This window comes from Ruegeria sp. BC3, from assembly GCF_056539265.1.
This window is the reverse complement of sequence record NZ_JBQFUP010000001.1, coordinates 194,964-221,691: the sequence shown is the minus strand read 5'-3', so window position 1 is coordinate 221,691 and position 26,728 is coordinate 194,964. Positions and strand designations below refer to the sequence as shown.

Genomic DNA, 26,728 nt, shown 5'->3' with positions numbered 1-26,728 from the left:
CTGGTATTGCAATGACCGACCCGCTGTTGAGACTGGCGTCAAAACTATCAGGAGTCGTTCATGAAACTCACCACCCAAGTTGCAGTCATTGGCGGCGGAGTCGTTGGATGTTCGGTTCTCTATCATCTGACCAAACTGGGGTGGTCGGATGTGATGCTGCTTGAGCGGTCGGAACTGACCAGCGGCTCGACCTGGCATGCGGCGGGCGGGTTTCACACACTGAACGGCGACACCAACATGGCGGCGCTGCAGGGCTATACGATCCGCCTGTACAAAGAGCTGGAAGAGATCACCGGCATGTCCTGTGGTCTGCACCACGTGGGCGGCGTGACTCTGGCCGACAATCAGGACCGCTTCGATATGCTGCTGGCCGAACGCGCCAAACATAGGTTCATGGGGCTTGAGACCGAGATCGTCGGGCCGGAAGAGATCAAGAAGATCGCGCCCATCACCAACACAGACGGCATCATTGGTGCGCTGTATGATCCGCTGGACGGGCATCTTGACCCGTCTGGCACCACCCACGCCTATGCCAAGGCGGCCCGGATGGGCGGCGCCACCATTGAAACGCATTGTATGGTGCGCGAAACAATCCAGCGCCCCGATGGCACCTGGGATGTGGTGACTGACAAGGGCACCGTTCATGCCGAACATGTGGTCAACGCGGGCGGCTTGTGGGCGCGCGAGGTGGGCGCGATGGCCGGTGTCTACTTCCCTCTCCACCCGATGGAGCACCAGTATCTGGTGACGGACTCGATCCCTCAGATCGAGGCGATCATCGACGCGGGCGGCGAGCATCCGCATGTGATGGACCCTGCCGGCGAAAGCTATTTACGACAGGAAGGACGCGGACTGTGCATCGGGTTCTACGAACAGCCCTGCAAACCTTGGGCGGTCGATGGCACCCCGTGGGAGTTCGGGCATGAATTGCTGCCCGACGATTACGATAAGATCACCGACAGTATCGAGTTCGCCTACAGACGCTTCCCCGTTCTGGCTGAGGCTGGCGTTAAATCGGTGATCCACGGGCCGTTCACTTTTGCGCCCGACGGAAACCCTCTGGTCGGCCCAGTGCCGGGCATGCGCAACTATTGGTCTGCCTGCGGTGTGATGGCCGGGTTCAGTCAGGGTGGCGGCGTTGGCCTAACGCTGGCGCAGTGGATGATCGAAGGTGAGCCCGAACGGGACGTGTTCGCCATGGACGTCGCCCGTTTCGGCGACTGGATCAGCCCCGGATACACGCGCCCGAAGGTGATTGAGAACTACCAAAAACGGTTCAGCGTCGCCTACCCCAACGAAGAACTGCCCGCCGCGCGTCCCAACCGTACCACCCCGATGTACGACATCTTCAGCGATCTCGGCGCGGTCTGGGGGCAGCAATACGGGCTTGAGGTGCCGAACTATTTTGCCCAAGGGGATGAGCCGGGTTATGAGACGCCCTCGTTCCGCCGCTCGGACGCTTTTGACGCAACCGGTCGTGAGGTCCGCGCCGTCCGCAACGGCGTTGGCATCAACGAAGTCCACAATTTCGGCAAGTACCGCATCACCGGCCCCGGCGCGCGCGACTGGCTGGATCGGATCATGGCCGGGCGCATCCCAAAACCGGGACGGCTGTCTTTGACACCCATGTTGTCACCCAAGGGCAAGTTGATCGGGGATTTCACCGTATCTTGCCTGAGCGAGACCGAGTTCCAGCTGACCGCCTCCTACGGCAGTCAAGCGTTCCACATGCGTTGGTTTCTGCAAAATCAGGACGAAGGCGTTGGGATCGAAAACATCAGTGACCGCTTGAACGGCTTTCAGATCGCTGGCCCCAAGGCTGCTCAGGTGCTGGCAGCCTGCACACGTGCCGATATCTCGGACCTCAAATTCCTGGACGTGCGGCGCATGACCATCGGGATGACCGACTGCATCGTTCAGCGGGTCAGCTATACCGGCGATTTGGGGTACGAGATCTACTGTGACCCGATGGCCCAGCGACAGTTGTGGTGGACCCTGTGGCAGGCCGGGCAGCCCCACGGCATGGTGCCGTTTGGCATGCGCACCATGATGAGCCTGCGTCTGGACAAGTTCTTTGGCTCGTGGATGCGGGAGTTTTCGCCCGACTATACCGCCGCCGAAACCGGGCTGGACCGCTTCATCGCCTACTCCAAGAACGTGGACTTCATCGGGCGGGCTGCCGCCGAATTGGAGCGATCCGAGGGCACGACACGCACTCTGGTTTCCTTCGAAGTGGACGCAGAGGACGCCGACGTGAACGCCTATGAACCGATCTGGCTGGATGGTCAGGTCGTCGGGTTCTGCACTTCGGGCGGCTATTCTCATTTCGCCGAAAAATCCGTCGCCATGGGGTTCTTACCGTCAGATCGCGCGACAGACGGGCTAGAGGTTGAGATCGAGATACTGGGCCAGATGCGCCCGGCGCGCGTGATCTCGACGCCACTGTTCGATGCGGACGGTGCGCGCATGCGGGGATGACAAAAGACGGTCGCGGTGGCTATGTGACGGTATGAGCGATATACCGATTATCCTTCTGGCTGCAGGGCAATCGCGCCGTATGGCCGGGTCCGACAAGCTGATGCAGAGTGTTGATGGCATGCCTCTGCTGCGTCGCTCGGCGCAGACGGCGTTGCAAGCCGGGCCCGTCATCGTTGCGTTGCCGCCTGCGCCGCATCCGCGTGATGCGGCCTTGAAGGGATTGGACGTGGTGACCGCGCGTATCGCGAATGCAGAGGAAGGGATGAACGCCAGCCTTCGAGGCGCTTTGAGGCATCTGCCCTCCAACGCGCGGGCCGTTATGGTCTTGCTGGCAGATTTGCCCGAGATCACTGCGGATGATTTGAACCGCGTCCTTGCGGCAGTCGATGATCACCCCGACAACCTGATCTGGCGCGGTGCGACTGAAACCGGCAAGCCCGGCCATCCCGTTGTTTTCGCGCGACAGCTGTTTGGCGACCTCAACCGCCTTACCGGTGATGCCGGGGCGCAATCAGTGGTGCGGTCGCATCAGGACAAGGTGTTTCTTCAGCCTCTGCCCGGCCGGAATGCACTGCTGGATTTGGATACTCCCGATGACTGGGCCCGGTGGCGCGCAGGCAAGACCGTCTGATTTCCATCCCCCAAACAAGAAGCGACCCGATCGTTTCCGACCAGGTCGCTTGCCCAAAACAGGACTACCACTTTTCACCAATCCTGAAAACGCGGCCAAAAATACCTTAAGGCACTCTGGCTATTCCGCCGCCGAACCTAAACAAGACCCCCTCGTTAACATGCCGCTCAGCGTTTCCAGTGACTGTGACAAGCCGTCAGCACCCCCTAGTGCCTCTGGCTCCCCCTCGCTTGGGCAAGATCATCGTCACCCATCCAGTGAGTCCAAACAACGTAAAATTGGAGATAACGGTTAATTTTTGACGTATCACGATGGTATTTGCGCAACATCTCGCCTAAGGCAACTCTACCTATAGGCGACTACGAAAAACTCCAGCAAGGTCCAATCAAGGATTATGCATAAACTTTATGGAGCATAGAATATTTCTATTACTGATATATGTTTAAACTATGTGCAGGGTGAAAATCACACCTCACAACCAAAGGACGAGCATCGATTTAGCCGGTCATTCCGGAGACCCTTTGTTACCAAAACTGATTCAATCTCGGCAATTTCAGGGTTTGACTTTCGAATCGTCAACAATTGGCCGAATCGGTCAACGTGATTCGAGGTTCCGGAACGCATGGGATAGAACGACCTGTTTGTGGCGAAATTAAGATTTCTTAATCCTTGGCTCAGGAAACGCTCAGACTGATGCCTCATCTCCTCTTTCAACGCGCGGCCGCAACTGCGCGATATAAACAGGAGACAAAAATGAGCATCCGTAAATCCTCTCTGCTTTTGCCACGTGCCACTGGCCTGGTTGGCGCATCCGCGCTCAGCGCAGCACTGCTGGCCACCACCGCCCTGCCCTCGATGGCGGATGAGGCCCTGGCCGATCTGGTTGAGAGTGTGTCCCCCTCGGTCGTGACCATCATCGCCGAACAGGACGTCGTGCCCGCGCAGGCACAGGGACAGAACTTTGATTTTGAAGACCACCCCTTCGGTGAGTTATTCAAGCGCTTTGGCGCGCCCGAAGGCTTTCAGGCACCTCAGCGTGGGCCAGCCCAAGGGCTGGGCTCCGGCTTCGTTCTGGACGAAGCGGGCTATATCATCACCAACCACCATGTGGTGGACAACGCCACAACGATCACCGTTCGCCTGAGTGACGACCGTAGCTATGAAGCCGAAATCGTTGGCACCGACCCGCTGACCGATATCGCCGTTCTGAAAATCGACGCGGACGAAGCACTGCAAGCCGTTGAGCTGGGCGACAGCGACGTGATCCGCGTTGGCGAAGACGTTGTGGCCATTGGTAACCCGTTTGGTCTGCATTCGACCGTGACCACCGGTATCGTATCGGCCAAAGGTCGCAACATTTCGGCCGGACCCTACGCTGAGTTCATTCAGACTGACGCCGCCATCAACAAGGGCAACTCGGGCGGTCCGCTGTTCAACATGGAAGGTGAAGTGATCGGCGTGAACTCGGCCATCTATTCGCCGACCGGTGGTTCAGTTGGCTTGGGCTTTGCTGTGACCTCGAACATTGTCGAGCATATCGCCGCAGACCTGCGTGATGACGGCCAGGTCAGCCGTGGCTGGCTGGGTGTTTCGATCCAGAATGTCAGCCCTGAAATCGCGGCGGCCATGGGAATCGACGCGTCCACAGGTGCGCTGGTCTCGGACATCGTCGCAGGCAGCCCGGCTGAGGGCGTTCTGGAACAGGGTGATGTGATCCTGACGTTCAATGACGAGGCCGTCGACTCTAGCAGCGATCTGCCGATCCTTGTGGGCACGACCAAAGTGGGTACCGAAAGCACCCTCACGGTTCTGCGCAACGGCAAGGAAGAAACCGTTGAACTGACAATCGGTCAGCATCAAAGCGCCTCAGCCGAGATCGACAAGTCCGTGGACGAAGGCATTTCGGGCACAACGCTTGGCGTGACCGTAGCGCCGCTGACCGACAGCAACCGCGCTCAGATGGGTGTGGGTGAAAATGTCGACGGGGTTGTCGTCACCGATCTGCAGCCTGACAGCCCTGCCGCCAGGGCTGGTCTGCAACGCGGCGACGTGATCGTCAAACTGGGCAGCCAGGAAACCGTCACCCCGGACGCGCTGAAGGCTGCACTGGACAGCGAAAAGACGGACCCCGCGCTGGTTTTGATCAATCGCGGTGGAAACCAAATCTTCGTGGCGGTCGAAATCGCCTGATCCGAAGTCCGCGCGCGCCATTTGATGGGGAATTCTGGCGTGCGCCTCCCCGGCGGATTGAATTGTCCGCTCTCCGCCGGGACTGCCGGGTGCGCTGCAACGCACCCGGCACGTAGTTTCAGCAAATCATGTGATTTACCCGAGTTTTATGTTTAACTCCCCAAAGAAAGGAATGCAGACTATGAGCCGTCGCCTGCTGATCGTCGAAGATGACGAAGACACCCGTGAATTCATCGCCAAGGGCTTTGGCGAGGAAGGCTATGTGGTCGAGCAGGCTGCAGACGGGCGCGAAGGTCTGTACCACGCGACGGATGGCGGGTTTGACGCGATTGTTCTGGACCGGATGCTGCCGGGCCTTGATGGTCTTTCGATGATCCGTTCCCTGCGGGCCGCGGGGGTCAAAACCCCTACCCTGATGCTGACCGCGATGAGCGCGGTTGACGAGCGGGTTAAAGGTCTGCGCTCGGGTGCGGATGACTATTTGGTCAAACCGTTTTCCTTCCAGGAATTGCATGCCCGGATCGAGGCCCTATTGCGGCGTCCTCAGGAGTCCGAAGAAAGCGTGACACTGACCTGTCGCGATCTCGAGATGGATCTGCTGACCCGCAAAGTCACGCGCGACGGGCACGAGATTTCCCTGACCCCGCGCGAGTTTCAGATCCTGGAGTTCTTCCTGCGTCGCAAGAACCGCGTGGTGTCGCGGACCATGTTGCTGGAAGGCGTGTGGGATTACCATTTCGATCCCAATACCAATGTCGTGGACGTCCATATCTCGAAACTGCGGCGCCAGTTGGATGAAGGTGGCAGACCACCATTGATTGAAACGGTTCGGGGTGCGGGTTACATGATATCCGATGGATAACCTGCGACTTTCGTTCAACAATTCTCGCACCCGCCTCGTTCTGGCCAGCATGGTTCTCAGCACTTTGCTGACGGCAATTGTGCTGGGTCTTGTCTATTTCACCGCCAATCGCAGTATTGAGGGCGAGACACGCTCGGTCGTGTCCGCCGAACTCACTGGCCTTGCCGATGAATACGAACGACGCGGCCTGTTTGGCCTGCTGCAGGCGATCGAGAGGCGTCTTCCATCTGCATCAGAACGCGACGCCCTGTATCTGTTGACTGACCGGTTTGGGGTTAAGCTGGCAGGCAACCTGAAACAGTGGCCGTCAGACGTGACCGCCGGCAGCGGTTGGGTCGATCTGGAACTACGGCGGGCGGACAACGATCAGTTGGTGCCAATCTCAGCCGCTTCGATCCGTCTACCCGGTGGAGAGCGGCTGCTGGTCGGGCGCGATGCACTGGCCCGGCAGCAGTTTGACCGTGCGTTGCTGCGCGCCGTCGGGTTGGCCCTTGCGATAGCACTGGCGCTCAGCTTTTTGACCGGCTGGATGTTCACGCGGCTGGTGTTTTCTCGGCTTTCGGACATCGCCAGCACGGCGGAGAACATTGTGTCGGGCGACCTGTCACGCCGGATGCAGTTGCGCGGCACCGGGGATGAGTTCGACCAGGTCGCGGGCACGCTGAACACCATGTTGGACCGCATCGAGGAATTGATCAGCAACCTGCGCACGACCTCGAATTCCATTGCCCACGACTTGCGCTCCCCCTTGTCCCGCCTGCGCCAGAGGGTCGAGACGCTGTCTGACCCAACCAAAAGCGATCTGGACCGTGAGGTCGACGTGGCCCGAGCAACGGCCGAGATCGACCACGTTCTACGCGTTCTGGGGCAACTGACCGAAATCTCGCGCGCCGAGGCCGGTGTCGGGCGCGAACAATTCGAGCCGGTGGACCTGCAGCAACTGGTCGGCGATGTTGTCGAGCTTTATGAGCCTGTTGCGGCCGATCAGGGCGTCTCACTTGAGGTTCACGGCAGCGCGCAAGCCGTACAGGGGCACCGTCCGTTGCTGTCGCAGGCGCTGTCGAACCTGTTGGAAAACGCCATGCGCTATGCACCAGAGGGAACTGCCATCACCATCACCTTGTCGGAAGATGGCCCTTTTACCAGCCTGAGTGTGCGCGACCGCGGCCCCGGCGTGCCCGAGGAAGAACTGCCACGCCTGCAGGTGCCCTTTGTCACGCTTGATCCCGCACGGACCGAGCGCAATGCCGGGTTGGGCCTCGCGCTGGTGGCGGCGATTTCGCATATGCATCAGGGCGCTTTCGAGGCGCACAATCGCGATCCGGGCCTCGAAGCGACGATCAAGTTGGCGCGCAAGCTTTAATCTGGCACGCCATTGATCGCCATCATCTTGTTTTTGTACCGTTTATCAGTCGTTACATCCGGACCGAACCATGCTGGTGGCGTGTAAGCCTGCGCCTCGGCCTCGGACGTAAACTCAACCTCGACCAAACGCAGCGGCGCCAAATCCCCCGAAAAAACATCCAACTCGAACAAGCGCCCGTCGGGAAGTTCGCCGGTAAAGCGTTCTTTTTCGACCCGCCGACCTTCGGTTTCCGGCCAGAAGGTTTCGAACTGCTCCGCCGTAATTTCGGCCTCCCGCTCGACACGAACCAGGGCACCAGCCCCCTTGAGCGTCAGATAGTAGGTTTCGTTCTTTTGCCGCAGTCGCAGCTCGGTCGAGTCGTCCGGCGCGGTCAGGTATCCCTGACGCACTACTGCCCGTTTTGCGCTGCTTAGATCAGGCAGATCTGCCACCAGAAACTTGCGTTCAATTTCGGTGCTCATGTGTTTGAAACCACTCCGCTTTCGATCTCATCATACAAGTCTTGATAGGCTGAACTGGCCGCGCTGCGGGGCGCATACACGCTGACCGGCGCGCGGTTCTGCCCCATTCGTTCAATGTCCGCCGCAAACGGGATTGAGCTGTTAAGGAACCGTTTGCGGTAGAGCTTTTTCATCACGTCCATTGTGTCCTGATGCAATGTCTTGCGGCGTTGCACCATCGAAAAGAATGCCTTCAGTTTCTTCTTGGGCAGTTTCTTGGCGTCGAAAAAGCTGACCAGCTGGTCGAAAGTGCGTTCCGACAGGGTCGTCGGAATCACCGGGACCACGATCTGATCGGCCGCTTTAAAGATATTCTCGGACAGGGTCGAAAAGTTGGGCGGGCAATCCAGGATGATCACGTCGTAGTCACTGCCGGCTGCGACCAGCGCCTTTTTCAAACGAGACCGTTTGTTCCGCATCCGTGACAGAAACACATCGAAATCCCGAAAGGTCATGTTCGCGGGCAGAACGTCCAGCCCCTCAAAATCGCTGGCGCGGATGGACTTTGTAAATCGTTCCACATCCTCGAAAAACCGCGCATCCGTCAGCTTTTTGGACGGCTTGACCCTAAGGTAGAACCCCGAGGCACCCTGCGGATCCAAATCACACAGCAGCACCGTGAAACCGGCATTTGCGTAGAGATAGGCCAGGTTGACCGAGGTCGCGGTTTTTCCCACACCGCCCTTGTTGCTGTAGCAGGCAATGATTTTCAATCCTCAGTCTCCTTTATGGTGAAACAGGCTGCGGAACAGGTGCCGGATATCCGGGCTGTCAAAAAGCTGAAAGTTTGCAATCACGCGATCGCGCTCGGCGTTTTGGCGCTGATCCAGCACAGCAATCAGCCCGCCGACGGACAAGGCCAGTTGCGCATCTGCACGTCCCTGCGTGTTACTGTGCTGCTGAACAAAACCAAGCAGCGCCTCTTGCTGAACCGAAAAGTCGTTGAACAAACCAAGATTATCTTGGAGCTTTTTCAAAGGCTTGATGATCGTTTTGAAAGCTTTTGCATCAAACAGAGGTGCAAAGAACTCCATCAGGTAACGCAGTTTTTTGCAGTCGATCCGCAATTCGTGGACGTCCTCATCTGGTGTGTCCGGCGTGATGCTGCGCGCCAGTTTGCAAGTCTTGCGGTAGCGTTTCCAGATCAGGGCACAGGCGTATTCATAAGCCGTGCGGTCCGCATTCGGTCCGGGTTGCAGGTTGGCGGGGTCAGCGAACACCTCGGCCAGTCTGGTCATCTGTTGGTCATAGGCCTGCGAGCGAAAGCGGCGAGACAGACGGCCAAGGGCCTGAGAGCGTTCCTTTTCAAACTGCTTGAACATGGCCCGCGCCCCGTCATGTAGCTGTGGCGGGATCAGGCGAAAGTAGTCATCTTTTTCCAGCAGATACACATCCAGGTCCCGCACACGCCCGGTTGGCGCCATCAAGTCGGAGAACTCGCGCTTTAAATCTGCGGTTTGTTCTGGTGAGAAAACCCCTTTGAACAGACTGATGACTGACCGCACACGACGCAGCGACACGCGGTAATCGTGCAAGAATTCGGTATCGATGTCCGCAATCACACCCGCCTCGTTCTGTCGGGCGACCGAGATGTAGGTGCGAACGATGTCCGTGGCGACTTCAATCGAAGGCTCTTGGGTGCCAATGCGGATCTCGGGCTTGGCCTTGTAGACGGTCAGGTCCGGGAACAAGCCTTTGAACAAAGGTTCGACCCCAGTTGCGCCCGGCGCTGTTGTTTTGAGGTACTCACACACGGTGTTGAACGCCCGGTCATACCCGCGCAGCGGTTGGACTGCTACAAGCGACACCTGTCCGCGATCCGAAGACAGTGTCATCACCGTCCCGCGCACCTGGGTTTTCTGAAGATCATCCAGAATGGCAAACGCACGATTTACGATCCGCCCTGCCCCAACGCTCATCAGTGCGCGCAGTTCGGGAAAATCGGCAAGGGCGTCCCGGACGGGTCCAGCGGGCAGGTTTTGTACGAACTTTCCTTTTCCCTTGCACCTTTGCGAAGTCGTTTGCCCATCTTTCAGCAAGTGCAGCGATCCGCCCGTTTCGATCAGGACTTTGCCCGACGCCCTCAGCGATTGGTCATGGCAATCCAAAAGCTCGAAACTTTGCGCCGGTTTGGCGTCATCCAACTTAGCGACCAAACCCCTCAGAGATTTGGAGAATCTCGCCTCATCCAATGCCCCTGGAATAACGAAGAAGCTGCTGTCTCCGGCCATCAGGATTGTCCCTTTCGAGACGCATCCAAATAGTCGTTTACAAGGGTCTCCACGATTTTCTGAACGCTGGTCCCCTCTTCAATCGCCCTGATCTTGAGCGCTTTCAGGGTTTTTCCGTCCAACCGCAAAGACGTGTTCGTCTTGCCCTTGTCGGGCTTTTCCGTGGCGTCCTTGTTCTTCGGCATCGACGACCTCATGACAGCATGACGTCATGAGGTCACATTCCAGAAAGCATATCAATGACTATTTTGCCTGTGCTGGCGCAGGGTCGAATTTCAACCGACCAGCGAAACAACCCGATGACTCTTTTTGGTCACCCGGCTAAGACGAAGCATGTCTGATCCTGTCTCGTCGATCCGCAATCTGGGCCCGGCCTTTGAACAATCCTGTGCCCGCGCAGGCATCCACTCGGCACAAGAGCTACGCACCTTGGGGGCCGACGCCGCCTATGCCCGGTTGCTGCAGGCAGGCACCAGGCCGCATTTCATTGGTTACTATGTGCTGGTGATGGGGCTGCAGGGACGTCCATGGAACGATTGCAAGGGCGAGGAAAAGAAAGCGCTGCGACAAAAGTTTGATGCGATCAAATCCAGCGTCAGCACTGCGCCGGAAAGCCGGATGATCGCTGATCTGGACGCAATCGGCGTCCGCGTGGCACCGAAAGACCTAAAACAGGTCTGAAAACAAAAAAAGGCCGCACCCAATTGAATGCGGCCCTTAGACGTGTCTGGCGACAGATTAGCCGACCAGCTCGATGCCCGAGAAGAAGTAGGCGATCTCAACTGCTGCGGTTTCCGGAGCGTCCGAACCGTGGACCGAGTTTTCACCAACCGATTCAGCGAACTCGGCACGGATGGTGCCGGCTGCTGCGTCTGCGGGGTTGGTTGCGCCCATGACTTCACGGTTCTTTGCAATGGCGCCTTCGCCTTCCAGAACCTGAACAACGACCGGAGCCGACGACATGAATTCGCACAGTTCGTCATAGAACGGACGCTCGGCATGCACTTCGTAGAACTTGCCAGCTTGTTCTTTGGTCATGTGGATGCGCTTTTGCGCAACGATGCGCAGGCCCGCTTCTTCGAACTTGGCGTTGATTTTGCCAGTCAGGTTGCGGCGGGTTGCATCGGGTTTGATGATCGAGAATGTGCGTTCCAGTGCCATGTCGGCCTCTCCTTACAATGTGGCGCGAGACTATGCGCCGAAATCCATCGCGCGCCGCGTAACACGGTATCCGCCTCATGAAAAGTGGAATGATTGCGCCTTTGACGTTTGCGGGTCAGATTGTGTCCGGCAAGGGCTGCGTTGCGTCGACCCAGCGGACGTAGAGAACAGAGAGCAGGCCGATAAAGCTGCTGACAAACATCATGCCAAGAACCAGAAACGGCCCGTTCTCAGGGCTGACAAATGCGCCTGTAAGCGTGGTTAGAATTGCGCCCAAGGCAACGATCATTGCACCGGAAAGCCCCGCCGCACTGCCTGCCAGTTTCGGACGCACCGACATGACCCCGGCGGATGCATTGGCGTTGGTCAGGCCGTTGCCGAGTCCGACGCAGATCGCGGATCCAAAAAACACCCATACCGACCCCAATCCTGCGCTGAACAACACCAGCCCGCCCAGCGGCCCGACCGACGCGATAATCCGTCCGATCAGGATCATCGTGGTCAGTTTTGTGCGCGCGGCGAAACGGCCAGTGATGAAGTTGCCCACCATGAAACCGCCAGTGATGATCCCGATGCCGAGCCCCAGCATCGCCGGGCTCAGATCAAACCACGCGGCTGCAACCAGCGGCGCGCCGGTGATGAAGCTAAAAAACGCCCCTATGGAAAATGCAGCACATAGCGCATAGCCCCAGAACCGGCGCGCTCGGAATAGGTGCGGGTACTCTTTAAGTTGGGCCGAGAAGGTTGCGGATCGGTTCGTATTCGTCTCACCCATATCAGCCCACAACAGCACCAGCATCCCTGCCCCCAAAGCCGAGTACAGGATGAACCCCGCCCGCCAGCCGAACATCATATCAAGTGCTCCGCCCAACATCGGGCCAAGCATCGGAGCCAGGGCCATCGCCATCGCAACATAGCCCAGCTTGCTGGCCGCTTCGTTTGGCTCGTACAGGTCCCTGATCGACGCGCTGGACAGCACGGGTCCGGCCACGACTGCGGCTTGTAACAGGCGGAAGCCTAGAAACACCCAGATCGACTCAGCCAAAACGCAACCGACCGAAGCCACCGCGAAAATCGCCATCGAGATCAATAGGATCGGCCTGCGACCATATCGGTCGGACAACGGACCCAGGATCAGTTGCAGCACGCCAGAAACGGCCAGATAGCCCGCCACTGACAGGTTGATCAGACCATAGTCGACCTGAAAATCACCGGCCATTCGCGCCAGCGAAGGCAGGAACATATTCAGCGACAGCACCGACAGCGCCGTGGCAAAGATCAATGTGACCAGTGAAGGGGGCGTCTGAGCCGCGCGCATGATGCAGACCGTTTCACAAAAGCAAACGACACAGCGCTAACACATCGACCGCGGTTTGAACATGCCAAGCCGCTGGCGGCTGCATAAAGGCTCTGCTAAGAGCGCGTCATGCTACGGATCGAAGACATAACCTATGCGGTTGAAGGCCGCCCCCTGTTCGATGGGGCCAGCGCAACTATCCCGGATGGACACAAGGTGGGCCTTGTGGGGCGCAACGGGACCGGCAAGACCACTCTGTTCCGGCTGATCCGCGGGGAACTGGCGCTGGAGTCGGGCAACATCGTCCTGCCGAAACGGGCCCGTATTGGTGGGGTGGCGCAAGAGGTGCCCTCGTCCGATGTTTCGCTGATCAACACTGTGCTTGCCGCTGACACCGAACGCAGCGCCCTAATGGCCGAGGCTGAAAGCGCCGAAGACCCCGCCCGCATTGCCGAGATCCAGACCCGCCTTGCCGACATCGACGCCTGGTCAGCCGAGGCGCGCGCTGCCTCGATCCTCAAAGGTTTGGGCTTTGACGACGAAGACCAGCTGCGCCCTTGCTCGGATTTCTCGGGTGGCTGGCGGATGCGTGTGGCGCTGGCGGCGGTGCTGTTCTCTCAGCCCGATCTGTTGTTGCTGGACGAACCGACCAACTATTTGGACCTTGAGGGCGCCTTGTGGCTGGAAAGCTATCTGGCCAAGTACCCGCACACAGTCATTATCATCAGCCACGACCGCGGGTTGCTGAATCGCGCTGTTGGTTCGATCCTGCATCTGGAAGACCGCAAGCTGACCTACTACGCGGTGCCTTACGACAAGTTCGCCGAACGCCGCGCCGAGCGTCTTGCACAGGCGGAATCCGAAAACGCCAAGGCCAAGGCCCGCATCGCCCACCTACAGAGTTTTGTGGACCGGTTTCGCGCGAAAGCGTCCAAAGCCGTCCAAGCGCAATCGCGCCTAAAGATGATCGAGCGCATCCAACTGGTCTCGACCCCGCAAGAAGCCGCTTTGAGGGCTTTCAGCTTCCCCGAGCCTGAGGAACTATCGCCGCCTATCATCAATCTTGAGGGCGGTGTCACGGGTTATGGTGACGTCGAGGTCCTGCGCCGCCTGAACCTGCGCATCGATCAGGACGACCGCATCGCGTTGCTGGGTAAAAACGGTCAGGGTAAATCGACCCTGTCCAAGCTGCTGTCCAACCGCCTACCCCTGATGGCCGGCAAAATGACCCGCAGCAACAAGTTGCGCATAGGTTACTTCGCACAGCATCAGGTGGATGAGCTGTATGTGGACGAAACGCCTTTGGGCCATATGCGCCGCCTTCGCCCGGATGAGGCTCCGGGCAAATGGCGCTCGCGGCTGGCCGGGTTCGGGTTGAACGCGGATCAGGCTGAAACCAAGGTCGGGCGCTTGTCCGGCGGGCAAAAAGCGCGCCTGTCGCTGCTCATCGCCACCATCGACGCGCCCCATATGCTGATCCTTGACGAACCGACCAACCACCTGGATATCGAAAGCCGTGAGGCGCTTGTTGAAGCGCTGACCGCCTATTCCGGCGCGGTCGTGCTGGTCAGTCACGACATGCACCTGCTGTCGCTGGTCGCAGACCGGTTATGGCTGGTCTCGGATGGCACCGTCAAACCGTATGACGGCGACCTTGAATCCTATCGCACCATGCTGTTGGCGCGCGACAAGCCGGTGAAAGAGAAACCGCAAACAGCAAAGGCAAAACGCCCCTCGCGCGAGGCGATGCTGGCCCTGCGTGCAGACTTGCGCAAATGCGAGGATCGGATCGAAAAGCTGACGGACATGCATGACAAGCTGTCGGCCAAGCTGGCTGATCCGGCTCTGTATGAGGATGAAAAGATCAACGATCTGGAAACCTGGAACCGCAAGTTTGCCGAGGTGGTCGAAGCGATGCAAAAAGCCGAGGCGCTATGGGTCGCCGCCGCTGAACGTTTGGAACAAGCAGAGAGTGCGGCATGATCGAACTGGCTTTCTTCATAACGGCCTTCACCACCATGTTCGTGGTGATCGATCCGTTCGGCACCACGCCGATCTTCGTCGCTCTGACCCAAGATATGGATCCGGCGACCCGGCGGAAAACCGCGATCCGCAGTTGCCTGACCGCTGTCTGCATTCTGGTCGCTTTTGCCGCTTTTGGTGAAGCCGTTCTGGGATTTGTCGGCATTTCCATGGAGGCCTTCCGCGTGGCCGGTGGCGCGCTGCTGTTTCTGACAGCTTTGGACATGCTGTTCGACCGTCGCACCAAACGCCGCGAGGACCGGGCCGAGGAAGAGGAACACCCTGACCCGTCAGTCTTTCCATTGGCGATCCCTCTGATCGCAGGACCCGGATCAATTGCCACAATCATCCTACTGGCGGGCCAAAACCCCGGCATTCAAGGCATCGCCGCCGCCTGCGCTGTCATGCTGGCGGTCATGGCCGTAGTCTTCATCTTCTTTCTGGCTGGCGGGATAATCGCTCGGATTCTGGGCAAAACCGGGCTGAACGTATTGACGCGACTGCTGGGCATGTTGCTGGCGGCCCTGTCGGTGCAATTCATCTTGGACGGCCTCAAGGCCTTTGGATTCGCGTCGTAAATCCCCATATACAGTTCAGGAAATCTGTTTGGGGGTACGTCATGGACGGCGACAACATTGCACGGATTGCGTATCTGGGACTGCTGGGTGCGGCGGTGGTGGCTTGGTTCATCTCGCAAAACCGGCAGTCGCTGGGCAAAACGATGCAACAGGCCATGGCTTGGGTCTTTATTTTTATCGGCGTGATTGCCGTAGTTGGACTGTGGGAAGACATTCGCACAACCGTTTCCCCTGCCCCGCAAATGACGGTTACCGGTCAAAGCATCGAAGTGCCGCGCGCGCCCGACGGGCATTACTATCTGCCGGTTGAGGTGAACGGCCAGCCGATCACCTTTCTGGTCGACACCGGCGCAAGCCAGATTGTCCTCAGCTCGCAAGATGCCGAGCGCATCGGCATCGACCCCGATCAGCTGAACTATTTCGGCCGGGCCAACACGGCCAATGGTCAGGTTCGGACAGCGCCGGTAAGCCTGGATACGCTGACCCTTGGGCCAATCACGGACCGCAATATCTCGGCCTGGGTGAACGAGGGTGAGTTGAACAAGTCCCTGCTGGGCATGGATTACCTGCACCGTTTTTCGAATATCCAGTTCGCAAATGGCCGCCTGCTGCTGTCGCGTTAAGGCGCCATCACTGTTTTTCACAATTGAGAACAAAATATGAACATGTTACCCTGACAGCATGTCTACACATCTTCTTGGCCGCAAACCCGCGCGCGAAGTGCCGGGGATTGACCTTCATCCGCAGATCAGGCTGCAACTGGCCCGTGTGCACGAGGCTTGCGGCCCCGCCCGGCGCAGTTTTGCCATGTGGCTGGCAGGTCAGGCGCAGGGACCGGTGCTGTGGATTTCGCCCGCGTGGGAACCTGGCCAGTTGAACCCCGACGGGATGATGGCCTTTGCCGATCCGGCCCGCTTTATCTTTGTCCGCCCAACCCGATCCGAGGACCTGCTGTGGTGCATGGAAGAAGCGTTACGCAGCGGAGCGATCCCGCTTATCATCGGTGACCTGCCGGGTGCGCCGGGGCTGACGCCGATACGGCGGATGCATCTGGCCGCTGAACAGGGCGGCGCGTTGGGGCGGGCTCCGCTTGGGTTGCTGCTGACACCCGGCGACGGCGGCGCGCAAGGGGTTGAGACACGCTGGCATATGGCTGGCGATCATCGGGAAGAAGCCCGGCGCTGGACCCTGACCCGCCGCCGCGCCCGTGCCCTGCCCCCGGTCAGTTGGCACGCCACCCAGACCAAACCGCGCGCCGGCTTGCACCTGCAGCAGATCGCCACGGAAGACACACCCTTGTGAACATACGCACTTCACGCCAGTTGTGACTGGCCAAGGCACAGGGCCCGCCCTAGCGTTTCGGTATGCGCAATCTGACAAGACGCTCATTGATCGCCGGGCTTGCCGCCCTGCCACTGGCCGGCAAAGCCCGGGCTGCGCTGGTGCCGTACACACTGTCACGGTCAGGAACCTCCGTCGGTTTTTCCTTCGTACTGTCAGGGATCGCGCAATCCGGGACGATGCCGATCCAGTCCGCAAACATCCAGATCGACACCGAGCAGTTACAAAACAGCAAGGTCACCGTCGTGATGAACGTGGCCGCCGCACGTACTCGATTGCCCTTTGCCCGCGGCCCGATGCTAAGCGAGAGCGTCCTGAACGCGCAGCAGTTCCCCGCCATCACCTTTCAATCCACCCGAATACAGCTGGGCCCGACCGGTCGCATCTCGGAAGGTGCGACCATCACCGGAGACCTGACCTTGCGCGGGGTCACACGCCCGGTGACGCTGCAGGCCAACCTGTACCGCAAACCCGGCACAGAGGCTGACGACCTGAGCACCCTCTCGATTCTTCTGTCCGGCGCACTGGACAGGCACGCGTTTGGCGCATCCGGCTATCCCGATCTGGTCGCAGATACGGTCTCGTTGAACATCCGCGCGGAACTGATGCGCAACACCTGACCGCCCGAGGGCAAAAAACGACGCGCGGAGGTCGAATAAACACGCGCAGCGCTGGCGGATACGGTAATGCTGGGCCCACTATGCGCACGATCATTTCCTTTGCCGCCCTATTTCTTTCCGTCATTCTGCTGCAGCTCTCAACGGGCGGCGTAGGTCCATTGGATGCAATCTCGGGCATCACGCTCAATTTTACCACCGAACAGATCGGTTTGCTGGGTTCGGCGCATTTCGTGGGCTTTTTCGTAGGATGCTGGTGGGCGCCCCGGCTGATGGGCAGCGTCGGCCATTCGCGCGCCTTTGCGGTCTGTACCGCGCTGGGTGCGATGGGCTTGATCGGGCACACCCTGACCGAAAACCCATACATCTGGGCCGCACTTCGCGTTGCATCCGGGACGTGCGTTGCAGGTGCTTACACAGTGATCGAGGCGTGGCTGAACGCCAAAGTCACGAATGAAACGCGCGGACGCGCAATGGGCACCTACCGCATCGCGGATATGGGCGCGTCGCTTTGCGCGCAGTTGATTATCGCGGTCCTGCCGCCTGCATCCTATGTCTCGTACAATCTGTTGGCGATCCTATGTTGCGCTTCGCTGCTGCCGCTGACGCTAACCAAGGCGAGCCAACCCAAAACGCCTGACGCGCCCCGCCTCAGACCCAAGCTGGCGTGGCGCAGCTCACCACTGGCTGTTGCCGGCGTGATCGTCGCCGCGCTGAGCTCTGCGTCGTTTCGCATGGTTGGTCCGGTTTACGGTCAGGAAGTTGGTCTGGACATCGATCAGATCGCGTTCTTTCTGGCTTCATTCGTTTTGGGTGGCGCTTTGGCGCAGTATCCGGTCGGATGGCTCGCCGACAAATATGACCGGCGATGGGTTTTGATCTGGCTTTCGGCGGCTGCGGTGTTCAGTTGTGGCGTCACCATGGCGGCCAGCGGCACGGGCACGTTAGGAGTTATGTCTGCCGCTGTTTTCTTTGGCCTGACAACCTTCCCGATCTTCTCGGTCTCGTCGGCTCATGCAAACGACTTTGCAACGACCGAAGAACGGGTCGAGCTTTCGGCGGCGCTGATGTTCTGGTTCGCTCTGGGGGCAATCGCCTCGCCCTATATCTCATCCACACTGATTCAACAGTTCGGCCCCGGTGCCCTGTTTGCCTTTGTCGCTTTGGGCCATGTGTTCCTGATCATCTTCGGTCTGGCGCGCATGCGTTCCCGCCCGACGCCCGAGGAACGCACCAACTACGTCTACGCGCCGCGCACATCGTTCACGATTGGCCGCCTGCTCAAACGGTCGCGTGAAGGGCGTTAGAACGACGTCGTTGCACGGGCGAAGACGCGTGGCTGGAAATACGAAAATTAGCCGCCCCTACTCTGCAGGCGGTGGGGATGGGATCAGCTCATCCAGAAGAGAACCCGCTTCGTAGCCAAGCAAGTCGACCTCCATGCGACCCGGATCCCCAAAGGCCCAAGCGCCCACAAGACGCTGCATTTTCTCATAGCCCACAAAGTCGGCCATTGCCTTGTTGCCATGCGCATGTTCGGCGAACATGACCTGACCCGCCTCAACTTTCTGAGGCATCACGCGTTCCAGATACAGCTCAACGACATTGATCCCCGTCACGTTCGAACCGCCGTGATGGACGACATATATTTCGTCCCAGACGTCGTCGCTGACCGAGGCGCGCGCGTCGGACACAGCCTTATGTAACGAGTTCAGCTCGGCCCTTGCCGCTTTGCGCATATTGGCCGCCCAGACCGGGCGCATTTCATTGATCGCGTTGGAAACGTCCTGCCGCGTGAGCGTCCCGCGTTCGACTGACCCCTTCACAAAGCTTCGAGCAGCCTCAAGCATCTGCCGCTGCTGGGCAATCTCTTCCTTTGGCAGGTCAAGGCCGCCAATCGTGGCCAGCAGCGTATCGATTTCTTGTGAGATGGAAGCAAAATCCTGCTGCCAGCGCGGGTTTTCATCGTCTTCGTCTGGCCAAGGCGTGACCGCGCCGATAATTCCAAGAAGAACGTGGGACGTGGATTTGAAGATGAGGTAGTTTGGCGCGTCTCTCGGAAACGACGTCTCGCCTGTGTCGGTCATGACGGTCACGTCCTTGGCGATAACCATGACCGGACGGCTTTCCGCCGTCAGAGCATCCTGCCCACGGTGAAAGATTGACAGCATTGCTTTGTCAAAGGTTCCTATTGCGTCCATGGCCTTGCTCTGATCGGCCTGAACACCTGCCGGGGCCAGAAATACTCCTAAACAGGTCAAAACGAACAATTGGATCAAACGATCAACTAAAAACGGCTTCATTTTACCCCCCGTAAATTACGCAATCACTATTATACACGCGCCGTGGAAATTTCGCGAAATCCACGCCGCGCGCTCGGTTACCTTCGATTTCGGGCACCTATCAGTGAAAGCGGGGTTTTGCTGGTCGATTACATAAGGTAGACGGGCGCGCAGACAGTTACGCGGATACGGAACATGGCTCGGATTCTCATCACCTCGGCGATCCCCTACATCAACGGGATCAAACACCTCGGCAACCTGATCGGCTCGCAATTGCCTGCCGATCTGTACGCACGTTACCAGCGTGGCCGGGGGAATGAGGTCATGTTCCTGTGCGCCACAGATGAACACGGCACACCTGCCGAGTTGGCCGCTGCAAAAGCTGGCAAGCCAGTGGCCGAGTATTGTGCCGAGATGCATGAGGTTCAGTCCGACATCGCAAACCGCTTTGGGCTGAGCTTTGATCACTTTGGCCGCTCGTCCAGCGAACAGAACAAGCGTCTGACCCAGCATTTCGCTGGCAAGCTGGATGAAGCTGGCTTGATCCGAGAAGTGAGCGAGAAACAGGTCTATTCCAACGCCGATGGCCGTTTTCTGCCCGACCGTTATATCGAGGGTACCTGCCCCAACTGTGGATACGAACGCGCGCGCGGTGACCAGTGTGAAAACTGCACCAAGCAGCTGGACCCAACCGACCTGATCAACCCACGTTCGGCCATTTCGGGATCGACCGACCTGGAAGTGCGTGAGACCAAGCACCTCTATCTGCGTCAGTCGGCCATGAAAGATCAGCTGGACGCTTGGATCGACAGCAAGACCGACTGGCCCATCCTGACGACCTCGATTGCCAAGAAATGGCTGCATGACGGTGACGGTTTGCAGGATCGCGGCATCACCCGCGATCTGGACTGGGGTGTTCCCGTCAAGAAAGGCGAACAGGACTGGCCGGGTATGGAGGGCAAGGTCTTCTATGTCTGGTTCGACGCGCCGATCGAATACATCGCCTGCGCCAAGGAATGGGCAGATGCCAATGGCAAGACCGATGCGGATTGGGAGCGGTGGTGGCGCACCGATAAGGGTGCCGATGACGTGCGCTATGTTCAGTTCATGGGCAAGGACAATGTGCCGTTCCATACGCTCAGCTTCCCGGCCACCATTCTGGGATCGGGCGAGCCGTGGAAGATGGTCGACCACCTGAAATCCTTCAATTACCTGAACTATGACGGCGGCCAGTTCTCGACCAGCCAAGGTCGCGGCGTGTTCATGGATCAGGCGCTGGAGATTCTACCCGCCGATTACTGGCGCTGGTGGCTTCTGAGCCATGCGCCCGAAAGCAGCGACAGTGAGTTTACCTGGGAGAACTTCCAGCAATCGGTGAACAAAGACCTCGCCGACGTTCTGGGCAACTTTGTCAGCCGGATCACCAAGTTCTGCCGCTCGAAATTCTCGGAAGCCGTGCCAGAAGGCGGTTCCTATGGAGAGCGTGAGCAAGCGCTGATCGAAGAACTGACCAAACGCGTCCGCGCCTATGAAGGGCACATGGAGGCGATGGACGTTCGCAAATCCGCACAGGAATTGCGGGCAATCTGGGTCGCCGGCAACGAATATCTGCAGGCCGCCGCGCCCTGGTCGACCTTCAAGGAAGACCCCGAGCAAGCCGCTGCGCAAGTGCGATTGGGCCTGAACCTGATCCGTCTTTACGCCGTGCTCAGCGCGCCGTTCATCCCCGAGACGACAGCCAAGATGCTGAGCGCGATGAACACGCTGGACACAAGCTGGCCCGAGGATGTGGCAGCCGCGCTGGACGCCCTGCCCGCGGGTCACGAGTTCTCGGTGCCGGATGTGCTGTTCGCCAAGATCACCGACGATCAGCGCGAAGACTGGCAGACCCGCTTTGCCGGAACCCGCGACTGAGCAACCGTTCCGATCAGGATCAAGGACGGAGGCCACACGGCCTCCGTTTTTTTGTGCCGCGAGGAAATATCCGGCTTTGTTCCCAAACGCCGCCCAGATTTGACGTAAGCCTCACTGCAAGATGGAAAATTCCCGCCTGCTGCGACCGCGACACGCATTCAAGAAGCTTGAGCTATAACGTCAAAACGGCCATCCTGCCTGAGAATTAAAACGACTCGTCGGGCCATTCCGGTGGCCTAGACGCAAAATCCTTGAGTTTAATGAGGCGCGTGCCATGTCCCTTGCAATCACTAACTCCTTTTTCCGACACAGAGGTCCGGCGCTGGCAATTGCAGCGTTTGCCAGCCTAAGTGTCAGCTATGCAGCGCTTGCGCAGGACCAAAGCGATGCGCCACCGCCGAAAGTGTCGATTGCAGCCGCCTATACTCAAGAGATCACCGATGAGGCCGTGTTCATCGGGCGCGCCGAAGCGATCGACAAAGTCGACATCGTTGCGCGCGTAAACGGATTTCTGGAAACTCAGGACGTAGAAGACGGCGCGCTGGTCAACAAAGACGATCTTCTGTTTACGATTGAGCCTGATCTTTACGAGGCGACGCTTGAAGCCCGCAAGGCGGATCTGGATCGGGCCGAAGCCAATCTGGAGCTGGCCAAAGTCGACCTTGCCCGTAAGGAAGAACTGTACAGACGTGACGCCACCCCTGAATCCGAACGCGACATTGCTCGGGCGAACGAACTGGTCGCCGAAGCCGAGGTAAAAGCCGCGCACGCAGCGATTCAGCAAGCCGAATTGGACCTCAGCTACACCAAGATTCACGCGCCCTTCGCCGGTCGAATTGGCCGGGTTGAAACAAGTGTCGGCGATGTGGTTGGGCCAACAAATCCTCCGCTGGTCAATCTGGTCAGCGAAGCCCCGATCTATGTGAATTTTTCGTTGAACGAAAAGCAGTTCACGTCGGTTCTTGAACAATACGGCGAAAGTGCCGCTTCGCTGGCCGAAAGCAACAAGAGCCCGAACGTTCATCTGACCCTGCCCAATGGTACCGCATTGGATGAAACCGGTGAGATCGTCTTTGTGGACAACCGTATTGACCCTCTAACAGGCGCGATCACGGTACGGGCGGAGTTTCCAAACGCCGAACGGTTGATCATCGACGGTCAGTTCCTGAGCGTTCAGATCGAAGCTTTGGAGCCCACCCTTCAGGTCTTGGTCCCGCAAGCTGCGTTGCAACGGGATCAGCGCGGTGAATTCGTTCTGGTGGTCAACGACAAGCAGATGGTCGAACAGCGCTATATCACGACAGGTGACGTCGTCGGCACGGCAATCATCGTGACAGACGGTCTGCGCGAAGGTGAAAGCGTGATCGTCGAAGGCCTGCAGCGGGTTCGTCCCGGTGTCGCGGTGGATGCTGTCGTAGCATCTGAACAGCCGGGAGAATAACGGATGTTCTCAGCCCTGTTCATCAGCCGGCCAAAGCTGGCGCTTGTCATTTCGCTTGTCCTAACGATCATGGGCGGCATCGGCTATTTGGTTCTGCCGGTCGCCCAGTTCCCTGACATCACCCCACCCGTAGTCAGTGTGACGACCACCTATACCGGCGCAAATGCCGAAACCGTGGAAAACACCGTCGCCGCCCCGATCGAGGCGCAGGTCAACGGTGTGGACGACATGATCTATATGACGTCCACCTCATCGGATAACGGCTCGTATTCGCTGAACATCACGTTCGAGGTCGGCACTGACCCAGATATCGCGTCGGTCAACGTGCAGAACCGGGTGGCGCAGGCGATGTCATCGCTGCCGTCCGAGGTGACTTCGTCCGGTGTGGTCACGCAAAAAGCGTCGACCAACATGCTGTTGCTGGTCACTTTGACTTCACCGAACGAGACATATGACAGTGTGTTTCTGTCAAACTATGCCTCAATCAACCTGAAAGACGCGCTGGCCCGTGTTCAGGGCGTGGGTAAGGCCGACGTTCTGACCAACCTGGAATACGCAATGCGTATCTGGATGGACCCGGACCAGATGGCGGCTCTGTCCATCACTCCGGGTGACGTGATTAGTGCCATCCGTGAACAAAACGTGGAAGTTTCGGCCGGTTCTATCGGTGCGCCTCCGGTGCCCGAGGGGCAGACCTTTCAATACACGATCAAAACCAAAGGCCGCCTGACATCCGCTGCCGAATTTGGAGACATCGTCATTCGTACCGGCGATGCGGGTTCGATCGTGCGGGTCAAGGACATTGCGCGGGTCGAACTGGGCGCGCAATACTACGCGGCGTCGGGATATTTCGACAGTGTTCCCGCGACTGTCATCGGTATCTATCAGGCCCCCGGCGCGAATGCGCTGGCGGTGTCCGAGCGTGTCGAGGCCGAGCTTGAGCGTTTGTCGCGCACTTTCCCGACGGATGTAGAGTACTCTGTCCCCTTCAACACCACGGACTTTGTGGAACAGTCCCTGAATGACGTGGTCTCGACCTTGATCCTGACGTTCATTCTGGTGATCTCGGTCGTGTTCGTCTTCCTTGGAAGCTGGCGCGCCACGATCATTCCAGCGGTTGCGATCCCGGTCTCACTGATCGGGACATTCGCCTTCCTGCTGCTGTTCGGCATGTCTCTGAACACGATCTCGCTGTTCGCCTTGGTTCTGGCGATCGGGATCGTGGTGGACGACGCCATCGTTGTGGTGGAAAACGTCGAACGGATTATCGCAGACGAAGGGCTTCCCCCTGCGGAGGCCACGCGCAAAGCCATGGGGCAGATCACCGGTCCGGTGATTGCAACCACGCTGGTTCTGCTGGCGGTGTTCGTGCCTGTGACCTTCATGCCCGGCATCTCGGGGCGGTTGTACTCACAGTTCGCTGTGACGATCTCGACCGCGGTTGTGATCTCGTCCATCAACGCGTTGACCCTGTCGCCTGCGTTGTGTGGATTGGTTCTGAAGGCACGTTCCGGCCCGCCCAAAGGGCTGCTGGCCGTGTTCGAGAACTTTATCGGCACCATCCGCAGCGGTTACGTCGCCATCGTACGCAAACTTCTGATCCTGCCGATTGTCGGGCTGGGTATGATCGCAGCCTTCGCCGTGGGCACCGGTACGATCATGTCCAACACCTCTAGCGGTTTCCTTCCGCTTGAGGACAACGGCTATCTGTTTGTGGACATCCAGCTGCCCGATGCGGCGACCCTGGAACGGACCGAGGCTGTGTCGGCCCGCGTCGACGAACAGATTCAACAGATCCCGGGCGTGTCCAGTACCGTTCTGATCAACGGCTTCTCGTTGCTGAACGGCACAATCACCAACGGCGCTGCGATCTTCGTCAACCTCGACAACTGGGATCTGCGGCAGGAAGACGACCTGAGTGCAAACGCCATCCTCGCCAAGGTTCTGGCCATCGCCAACGGTGAATCCGCGGCCTCGATCGTGGCCTTCAACCCGCCGCCCATTCAGGGTCTGGGTATGTCGGCCGGTGTTGAGATGGAGGTTCAGCAGACGGGTGGTGGCTCGCCCCAGGACCTCGCCTCGGCGGTCGGTTCCTTTGTGTATTCGGCCAATCAGCGGGCAGAAATTGGCCAAGCGTACACGACCTTCCGGGCCAACGTTCCGCAGCTTTTCGTGGATCTGGACCGGGAAAAAGCCAAGACGCTACAAGTCTCGGTCGCCGAGGTGTTCCAGACCATGCAGGCACAGCTGGGTTCATATTACGTGAACGACTTCAACCTGTTCGGTCGGGTCTATCGCGTGATGATCCAGGCGGATGGTTCGTATCGCGACAATGTCGAGGATATCTCGAACCTTTATGTCCGTTCGACCAAGGGTGAGATGGTGCCTCTGGGTACTCTGATCGACGTCGAGAACGTGCTTGGGCCGGTTTTGCTGAAACGACACAACCTGTTCCGTTCGGCAACTGTAACGGCAGTTCCGGCCCCCGGGTTGTCCACCGGTGACGCGATCACGGTGATGACCGAGGAGTCTTCGACCGCCCTGCCACCCGGCTACGCCTTCGAGTGGACCGGGACAGCGCAGCAGCAATTGGCATCCGGCGGGCTGGTGATCGTGATCCTCGGGCTTGCGATCCTCTTCGGTTATCTGTTCCTCGTGGGCCAATACGAAAGCTGGACCTTGCCGGTGTCGATCCTGCTTTCGGTGATCGTCGCATTGTTCGGAGCGGTAGCCGCAGTGGCGATCGTGGGCAGTGATATCAACCTTTATACGCAGATCGGGATGATCATGCTTGTGGGCCTGGCGTCCAAGAACGGTATTCTGATCGTGGAATTCGCGATGGAGCAAAGAGCCAAGGGGCTGTCTGTCAAGGATGCCGCGGCCGAGGCTGCTTATCAGCGTTTCCGTGCGGTGATGATGACCGCCCTGTCCTTCCTTTTGGGTGTTGTTCCACTGTTGGCCGCAAGTGGCGCTGGTGCTGCCAGCCAAAAGGCCATCGGTGTTGCCGTGTTTGGCGGGATGCTGGCGGCCACCTTGGTCGGCGTTATCCTGGTGCCCGTTCTTTACGCCCTGCTGCAAGGGCTGCGGGAATGGATCAAAGGCACCAAGGACGATCCAGGACCAACCGAGGAAGCAGCGTAATCAGATAAAAGCCCCGCCAAATCGGCGGGGCTTTTTTATTGGAAAGGTTCAGGTTCTAATCGCGCCCTGTCGCAAGGACCGCTTTCAAAGCGTCAGTCAGCATCGGTCGAATGATTTCACTTTCGTCACCCGCCAAGGCGTCGGCCCCAATGGAAACGCGACCGACGAACATGCCTGAGATAATGCTTAGAACTACTCCGGCCTTTTGCTTCGCATCGTCGCCGCCAATCAACGATGCAAGTTCTTCGACCATTGGATTTCCCAATTTGTCGCGAACCACATCTTGCGCGGCGGCGGACCCGGATGACTTGATGGCAACAACCACCGGATCAAAATCGCCCTGCGACCCGGCTTTGCCCAATGCGATGTCGACTAAGGCTGCGACCATCTGATCCTGTGACAGGCCGACAAGCGGGCTCAGATCAATGCAGGCTTCCATCACTGTTTCGAACAGACCGATTTTTGATCCGAAATAGCGGTTGATCAGGGCGACATTGCACCCCGCATCCGAGGCGATCTTTCGCGTACTGGCGCTTTCGTACCCGGCTCTTTGGAACTCGACGCGGGCGGCAGCCACAATTGCATCCTTTGTCGCATCCGAATTGCGCTTTCTGGCACTGCTCTCGATCTGTTGTTTTGCTTCGGCACTCAAGTAATCACCTGTTGACTTACGGTC

Annotated in this window: 23 protein-coding genes; 15 read left to right on the top strand and 8 right to left on the bottom strand. The window is 58.6% G+C overall.

The window, feature by feature from the left end; genetic code table 11:
- Positions 1 to 60: 60 nt before the first annotated feature.
- The 5 genes from ACR0MV_RS01065 to ACR0MV_RS01045 all read left to right on the top strand — a co-directional run bounded on the left by ACR0MV_RS01065 (position 61) and on the right by ACR0MV_RS01045 (position 7,524).
- The gene (locus tag ACR0MV_RS01065; protein ID WP_480700720.1) at positions 61 to 2,478 is read left to right on the top strand and encodes a GcvT family protein; all 2,418 of its coding nucleotides are present in this window, start codon (positions 61 to 63) and stop codon (positions 2,476 to 2,478) included.
- A 31-nt stretch (positions 2,479 to 2,509) separates the two neighbouring features.
- Positions 2,510 to 3,109 (top strand): nucleotidyltransferase family protein, encoded by a 600-nt coding sequence (locus tag ACR0MV_RS01060; protein WP_480700719.1) that lies wholly within the window; start codon positions 2,510 to 2,512, stop codon positions 3,107 to 3,109.
- A 753-nt stretch (positions 3,110 to 3,862) separates the two neighbouring features.
- On the top strand, positions 3,863 to 5,299 hold the full coding sequence (locus ACR0MV_RS01055; RefSeq protein WP_480700718.1) for a Do family serine endopeptidase: 1,437 nt from the start codon (positions 3,863 to 3,865) through the stop codon (positions 5,297 to 5,299).
- A 181-nt stretch (positions 5,300 to 5,480) separates the two neighbouring features.
- Positions 5,481 to 6,161 (top strand): response regulator transcription factor, encoded by a 681-nt coding sequence (locus ACR0MV_RS01050; protein ID WP_170421447.1) that lies wholly within the window; start codon positions 5,481 to 5,483, stop codon positions 6,159 to 6,161.
- Positions 6,154 to 7,524: a sensor histidine kinase gene (locus ACR0MV_RS01045; RefSeq protein ID WP_480700717.1), complete on the top strand. Its 1,371-nt coding sequence runs from the start codon at positions 6,154 to 6,156 to the stop codon at positions 7,522 to 7,524. Before ACR0MV_RS01050 ends, ACR0MV_RS01045 begins: the two co-directional genes overlap by 8 nt.
- Here ACR0MV_RS01045 and ACR0MV_RS01040 read toward each other — a convergent pair.
- The 4 genes from ACR0MV_RS01040 to ACR0MV_RS01025 are packed head-to-tail and all read right to left on the bottom strand — an operon-like array spanning position 7,521 to position 10,443.
- Entirely contained in the window at positions 7,521 to 7,988 is a 468-nt protein-coding gene (locus ACR0MV_RS01040; protein WP_480700716.1) for a CYTH domain-containing protein, read from the bottom strand. The genes ACR0MV_RS01045 and ACR0MV_RS01040 overlap by 4 nt on opposite strands.
- A complete protein-coding gene (locus tag ACR0MV_RS01035; RefSeq protein WP_480700715.1) occupies positions 7,985 to 8,740 on the bottom strand; it encodes a ParA family protein in 756 nt (251 codons plus the stop codon). The genes ACR0MV_RS01040 and ACR0MV_RS01035 overlap by 4 nt, the downstream gene beginning before the upstream one ends.
- 3 nt (positions 8,741 to 8,743) lie before the next feature.
- Complete coding sequence (locus ACR0MV_RS01030; protein WP_480700714.1) at positions 8,744 to 10,258, bottom strand: CHAD domain-containing protein; 1,515 nt, start codon at positions 10,256 to 10,258, stop codon at positions 8,744 to 8,746.
- On the bottom strand, positions 10,258 to 10,443 hold the full coding sequence (locus tag ACR0MV_RS01025; protein ID WP_170464104.1) for a hypothetical protein: 186 nt from the start codon (positions 10,441 to 10,443) through the stop codon (positions 10,258 to 10,260). Before ACR0MV_RS01025 ends, ACR0MV_RS01030 begins: the two co-directional genes overlap by 1 nt.
- 148 nt (positions 10,444 to 10,591) lie before the next feature.
- Here ACR0MV_RS01025 and ACR0MV_RS01020 point away from each other — a divergent pair, with 148 nt between their 5' ends.
- Positions 10,592 to 10,939, top strand: a complete 348-nt coding sequence (locus tag ACR0MV_RS01020; protein WP_480700713.1) for a TfoX/Sxy family protein — start codon at positions 10,592 to 10,594, stop codon at positions 10,937 to 10,939.
- 57 nt (positions 10,940 to 10,996) lie between these two features.
- Here ACR0MV_RS01020 and ndk read toward each other — a convergent pair whose 3' ends face one another.
- Together ndk and ACR0MV_RS01010 are read right to left on the bottom strand one after the other, a co-directional pair.
- A complete protein-coding gene (gene ndk / locus ACR0MV_RS01015) occupies positions 10,997 to 11,419 on the bottom strand; it encodes a nucleoside-diphosphate kinase (protein WP_155143779.1) in 423 nt (140 codons plus the stop codon).
- 115 nt (positions 11,420 to 11,534) lie between these two features.
- Positions 11,535 to 12,737, bottom strand: a complete 1,203-nt coding sequence (locus tag ACR0MV_RS01010; protein WP_480700712.1) for a multidrug effflux MFS transporter — start codon at positions 12,735 to 12,737, stop codon at positions 11,535 to 11,537.
- A gap of 108 nt (positions 12,738 to 12,845) precedes the next feature.
- Between ACR0MV_RS01010 and ACR0MV_RS01005 the strand changes: the two genes are divergently transcribed.
- From ACR0MV_RS01005 to ACR0MV_RS00980, 6 genes are all read left to right on the top strand, one after another.
- Complete coding sequence (locus ACR0MV_RS01005) at positions 12,846 to 14,699, top strand: ABC-F family ATP-binding cassette domain-containing protein (protein WP_170421471.1); 1,854 nt, start codon at positions 12,846 to 12,848, stop codon at positions 14,697 to 14,699.
- The gene (locus ACR0MV_RS01000) at positions 14,696 to 15,316 is read left to right on the top strand and encodes a MarC family protein (RefSeq protein WP_170421474.1); all 621 of its coding nucleotides are present in this window, start codon (positions 14,696 to 14,698) and stop codon (positions 15,314 to 15,316) included. Before ACR0MV_RS01005 ends, ACR0MV_RS01000 begins: the two co-directional genes overlap by 4 nt.
- Positions 15,317 to 15,357: 41 nt before the next feature.
- On the top strand, positions 15,358 to 15,939 hold the full coding sequence (locus ACR0MV_RS00995) for a retropepsin-like aspartic protease family protein (protein WP_480700711.1): 582 nt from the start codon (positions 15,358 to 15,360) through the stop codon (positions 15,937 to 15,939).
- Positions 15,940 to 15,997: 58 nt separating this feature from the next.
- Complete coding sequence (locus ACR0MV_RS00990; RefSeq protein ID WP_170421480.1) at positions 15,998 to 16,618, top strand: ImuA family protein; 621 nt, start codon at positions 15,998 to 16,000, stop codon at positions 16,616 to 16,618.
- 62 nt (positions 16,619 to 16,680) lie between these two features.
- Positions 16,681 to 17,277, top strand: coding sequence for a YceI family protein (locus tag ACR0MV_RS00985; protein WP_170421483.1), 597 nt, complete (start codon positions 16,681 to 16,683; stop codon positions 17,275 to 17,277).
- An 80-nt stretch (positions 17,278 to 17,357) separates the two neighbouring features.
- Positions 17,358 to 18,581 carry an MFS transporter gene (locus ACR0MV_RS00980; protein WP_170421486.1) on the top strand — a complete coding sequence of 408 codons (1,224 nt, stop codon included), beginning with the start codon at positions 17,358 to 17,360 and terminating at the stop codon, positions 18,579 to 18,581.
- Between the two features lie 57 nt (positions 18,582 to 18,638).
- Here the strand turns inward: ACR0MV_RS00980 and ACR0MV_RS00975 are convergent, their stop codons facing one another.
- Positions 18,639 to 19,577 carry a hypothetical protein gene (locus ACR0MV_RS00975; protein ID WP_480700710.1) on the bottom strand — a complete coding sequence of 313 codons (939 nt, stop codon included), beginning with the start codon at positions 19,575 to 19,577 and terminating at the stop codon, positions 18,639 to 18,641.
- Between the two features lie 174 nt (positions 19,578 to 19,751).
- Here ACR0MV_RS00975 and metG point away from each other — a divergent pair, with 174 nt between their 5' ends.
- From metG to ACR0MV_RS00960, 3 genes are all read left to right on the top strand, one after another.
- Positions 19,752 to 21,470: a methionine--tRNA ligase gene (gene metG / locus ACR0MV_RS00970; protein ID WP_480700709.1), complete on the top strand. Its 1,719-nt coding sequence runs from the start codon at positions 19,752 to 19,754 to the stop codon at positions 21,468 to 21,470.
- A 274-nt stretch (positions 21,471 to 21,744) separates the two neighbouring features.
- Positions 21,745 to 22,911 carry an efflux RND transporter periplasmic adaptor subunit gene (locus tag ACR0MV_RS00965; protein ID WP_170421495.1) on the top strand — a complete coding sequence of 389 codons (1,167 nt, stop codon included), beginning with the start codon at positions 21,745 to 21,747 and terminating at the stop codon, positions 22,909 to 22,911.
- 3 nt (positions 22,912 to 22,914) lie between these two features.
- Positions 22,915 to 26,052 carry an efflux RND transporter permease subunit gene (locus tag ACR0MV_RS00960; protein WP_480700708.1) on the top strand — a complete coding sequence of 1,046 codons (3,138 nt, stop codon included), beginning with the start codon at positions 22,915 to 22,917 and terminating at the stop codon, positions 26,050 to 26,052.
- Positions 26,053 to 26,107: 55 nt separating this feature from the next.
- On the opposite strand, the gene ACR0MV_RS00955 is transcribed toward ACR0MV_RS00960, so the two are convergent.
- Positions 26,108 to 26,629, bottom strand: a complete 522-nt coding sequence (locus ACR0MV_RS00955) for a TetR/AcrR family transcriptional regulator (RefSeq protein WP_480700707.1) — start codon at positions 26,627 to 26,629, stop codon at positions 26,108 to 26,110.
- Between the last annotated feature and the right edge of the window lie 99 nt (positions 26,630 to 26,728).

What these genes read in the sequence shown, in the direction of transcription:
- ACR0MV_RS01065 (WP_480700720.1), top strand. Translation starts at nt 61, where the DNA reads ATGAAACTCACCACCCAAGTTGCAGTCATTGGCGGCGGAGTCGTTGGA.
- ACR0MV_RS01060 (WP_480700719.1), top strand. Translation starts at nt 2,510, where the DNA reads ATGAGCGATATACCGATTATCCTTCTGGCTGCAGGGCAATCGCGCCGT.
- ACR0MV_RS01055 (WP_480700718.1), top strand. Translation starts at nt 3,863, where the DNA reads ATGAGCATCCGTAAATCCTCTCTGCTTTTGCCACGTGCCACTGGCCTG.
- ACR0MV_RS01050 (WP_170421447.1), top strand. Translation starts at nt 5,481, where the DNA reads ATGAGCCGTCGCCTGCTGATCGTCGAAGATGACGAAGACACCCGTGAA.
- ACR0MV_RS01045 (WP_480700717.1), top strand. Translation starts at nt 6,154, where the DNA reads ATGGATAACCTGCGACTTTCGTTCAACAATTCTCGCACCCGCCTCGTT.
- ACR0MV_RS01040 (WP_480700716.1), bottom strand. Translation starts at nt 7,988, where the DNA reads ATGAGCACCGAAATTGAACGCAAGTTTCTGGTGGCAGATCTGCCTGAT.
- ACR0MV_RS01030 (WP_480700714.1), bottom strand. Translation starts at nt 10,258, where the DNA reads ATGGCCGGAGACAGCAGCTTCTTCGTTATTCCAGGGGCATTGGATGAG.
- ACR0MV_RS01025 (WP_170464104.1), bottom strand. Translation starts at nt 10,443, where the DNA reads ATGCCGAAGAACAAGGACGCCACGGAAAAGCCCGACAAGGGCAAGACG.
- ACR0MV_RS01020 (WP_480700713.1), top strand. Translation starts at nt 10,592, where the DNA reads ATGTCTGATCCTGTCTCGTCGATCCGCAATCTGGGCCCGGCCTTTGAA.
- ndk (WP_155143779.1), bottom strand. Translation starts at nt 11,419, where the DNA reads ATGGCACTGGAACGCACATTCTCGATCATCAAACCCGATGCAACCCGC.
- ACR0MV_RS01010 (WP_480700712.1), bottom strand. Translation starts at nt 12,737, where the DNA reads ATGCGCGCGGCTCAGACGCCCCCTTCACTGGTCACATTGATCTTTGCC.
- ACR0MV_RS01005 (WP_170421471.1), top strand. Translation starts at nt 12,846, where the DNA reads ATGCTACGGATCGAAGACATAACCTATGCGGTTGAAGGCCGCCCCCTG.
- ACR0MV_RS01000 (WP_170421474.1), top strand. Translation starts at nt 14,696, where the DNA reads ATGATCGAACTGGCTTTCTTCATAACGGCCTTCACCACCATGTTCGTG.
- ACR0MV_RS00995 (WP_480700711.1), top strand. Translation starts at nt 15,358, where the DNA reads ATGGACGGCGACAACATTGCACGGATTGCGTATCTGGGACTGCTGGGT.
- ACR0MV_RS00990 (WP_170421480.1), top strand. Translation starts at nt 15,998, where the DNA reads ATGTCTACACATCTTCTTGGCCGCAAACCCGCGCGCGAAGTGCCGGGG.
- ACR0MV_RS00985 (WP_170421483.1), top strand. Translation starts at nt 16,681, where the DNA reads ATGCGCAATCTGACAAGACGCTCATTGATCGCCGGGCTTGCCGCCCTG.
- ACR0MV_RS00980 (WP_170421486.1), top strand. Translation starts at nt 17,358, where the DNA reads ATGCGCACGATCATTTCCTTTGCCGCCCTATTTCTTTCCGTCATTCTG.
- ACR0MV_RS00975 (WP_480700710.1), bottom strand. Translation starts at nt 19,577, where the DNA reads ATGAAGCCGTTTTTAGTTGATCGTTTGATCCAATTGTTCGTTTTGACC.
- metG (WP_480700709.1), top strand. Translation starts at nt 19,752, where the DNA reads ATGGCTCGGATTCTCATCACCTCGGCGATCCCCTACATCAACGGGATC.
- ACR0MV_RS00965 (WP_170421495.1), top strand. Translation starts at nt 21,745, where the DNA reads ATGTCCCTTGCAATCACTAACTCCTTTTTCCGACACAGAGGTCCGGCG.
- ACR0MV_RS00960 (WP_480700708.1), top strand. Translation starts at nt 22,915, where the DNA reads ATGTTCTCAGCCCTGTTCATCAGCCGGCCAAAGCTGGCGCTTGTCATT.